This window comes from Streptomyces solincola, from assembly GCF_002982015.1.
Taxonomy (GTDB): domain Bacteria; phylum Actinomycetota; class Actinomycetes; order Streptomycetales; family Streptomycetaceae; genus Streptomyces; species Streptomyces solincola.
In genome coordinates, this window is record NZ_PVLV01000512.1 from 1 (window position 1) to 2,336 (window position 2,336).

2 protein-coding genes are annotated in these 2,336 nt (G+C 73.1%); both read right to left on the minus strand.

Annotation, left to right across the window (positions count from 1 at the left end; genetic code table 11):
- Positions 1–930: DUF5667 domain-containing protein (locus C6N75_RS25995; protein ID WP_105871317.1), on the minus strand; the 930-nt coding region annotated here is incomplete at its 3' end.
- A gap of 238 nt (positions 931–1,168) precedes the next feature.
- Positions 1,169–1,942, minus strand: coding sequence for an ECF subfamily RNA polymerase sigma factor, BldN family (locus C6N75_RS26000; protein WP_105871318.1), 774 nt, complete (start codon positions 1,940–1,942; stop codon positions 1,169–1,171).
- Positions 1,943–2,336 lie beyond the last annotated feature (394 nt).

Sequence of the window (2,336 nt, forward strand, 5' to 3'; positions counted from 1 at the left end):
GTCCTGGGTGGCGCTCGGCGGGCGGCTGGTGTCCCGGGAGGCGGGGCCGCCGCGCTGCGGGGGCTGGGGGAGCCGGGCCTGGAGCGGCTGGACGTCCTCGTCCATGGCGGCGAAGACGTCGCTGACCTGGTTGCCCACGTCGGTGAGCTGGACGGGCAGCCGGTCGCGGACGCCGTTCCAGGTGTCGCGGTGGCTGCGGGCGAAGGAGTTGAGCGCGGCCATCGGGGCGAGCGCGCCGTCCCGCTGGTAGGCGAGGCGGAGCAGCCGGTGGCCCTCGGCGGCGTCGTGCTGCATGCCGTTGAGGGCGCGTCTGATCTCGGTGAGCGACTCGTGGTCGAGGGCGCCGCCGCGGCCCCGCTCCAGCAGGCGTCTCGCCTCACCGAGCCGGGTGGACGCCTGGTCCAGGTAGATCTCGCCCCGGTCCGCCTCGCCGTCCGCCATGCCGAGCTTGAGGTCCTCCATGCCGCGCTTCAGCCCGTAGAGGGAGTCACCGGGGAGGGCGTCGGAACTGGCAGCGGCCACTCCGCTGAACGCCCCGGCCGCCACGCCCACGGTGAGGCCGCCCGCGGCGAGCCCCTTGGTCCAGCGGGAACGGGGACGCAACCTCCGCAGTCCGGTGGCGCGGTGGGCGCCCCGCCCGGGGGTCCGCTGCGGCGGCACGGTAGGGCCCGCGGACGCACTGCCCTCGGCGGCCATGGCCTCCATGGCGGCGATCATCCGCGCCCGGTGGACCACCTTCACGTCCGGGTCCAGCTCCGGTCTCGGCAGCTCGCCGAGCCCGCGCACCATGGCCAGCAGCCGAGCCTGCTCGGTCGGCTCGGCGGCCGGCTCGGCCGGGGCCTCGGGCTCGGCCGGCCGCGCTGCCGGCTGCTCTTCCAGGGCCTGGGCGAAGGCGTTCGCCCGCCGGTGGGCCGATACGTTCGCGATCACTGGCGGCACCTCCTCTCGTCATGACGGTCGACTCCCCGGGGGGTCCGGAGGGTTGCGCACCGTGAGTCCGTCCACACGAACGAGTGAGGGGCGGCGCTCCGGCGGCGACCACAGGGAGCCTGCATCCCGCACAACGAGCGTCGCGGCACTTGGGTTACGCACGGAAGATGATCGGACCAGCGCGTCATCGAGGCGTCACCGGGGGTGAGTTGGGGACAGGGGCGGGATGGCGGCGCTCTCAGCGGGCGTCGTCGGGCAGGAGCCGGGCCAGGGTGCGCACCGCGCGGTACTGGAGGGTCTTGATCGCGCCCTCGTTCTTGCCCATGACGCGCGCGGTCTCCGCCACGGACAGGCCCTGCAAGAACCGGAGCGTGACGCACTCCTGCTGCTGCGGGTTGAGCTTGCGGACGGCCTCCAGCAGGGCGGCGTTGGAGAGCATCTCCAGCACCGAGTCCTCGGGGCTGCGCTCCACCTCGTTGGCGTCGAGCATCTCGCCGGTGGTCACCTCCAGGCGGAACCTGCTCGACTTGAAGTGGTCGGCGACCAGGTTGCGCGCGATGGTGACCAGCCAGGCGCCGAAGTCGCGGCCCTGCCAGGTGAAGGTGGAGATCCGGCGCAGCGCGCGCAGGAAGGTCTCGCTGGTCAGGTCCTCGGCGGTGGCCTTGCCGCCGACGCGGTAGTAGATGTACCGGTAGACGGTGTCGCTGTACTGGTCGTACAGCCGCCCGAAGGCCTCGGCCTCGCCGGCCTGGGCCCGCTCCACCAGGTCCATCATGCGGGCGCTGTCGCTGTCCGCGCTGGGCCGGCGGGCGGTGGCCTGGGCGCCGCCGCGGCCGCCGCGTCTGCCCACCGCGGGGCCGCCGTCGGCGAGCGCGTAGACGGGTCCGGCGAGCGCGGGTGCGGCGAGGGCCGGGACGGCGTACGCGGTGGGGACGAGTCCGCGCAGGTGGCCGAGGACCGTCGCGCGGAGCGTAGCCAGGCCCGAGGCGTCAACCCCGACGTGTGGGTACACGGGACTCCCAGTGGCAGAGCTTCCATCACGTGCGGCACGGAAGCTTTCACTCTTCGCAGCGAAGCGTGGGGCTGCCGTACACGTCTGAGGAGAATAACGCTAAGTGCAGGGAGTGCTACACCGAGTTGCTCAAATCATCGATTCAGTCGCTTTTGTTACGCCTTGACGACGGAAGCGATCGCACATGGTGAGCGGGAATCGATCGGAAGGCAGCCGAAACTGTCCGATTCGACGATGTGTTGTGCCCGAACGGCGCGAGTGTGTCTGGCCGGGGCCGTGGCTGGGTAAGGAGCACGGGTTGGGGGTCCCGCGACCGGGTCCGGACGCCCGCGGCCGGCGCCCCCGCGGGGCGGGGGCCTCGGCGGCGGGGGCCGGTCAGCGGCGGCGGCGGTGC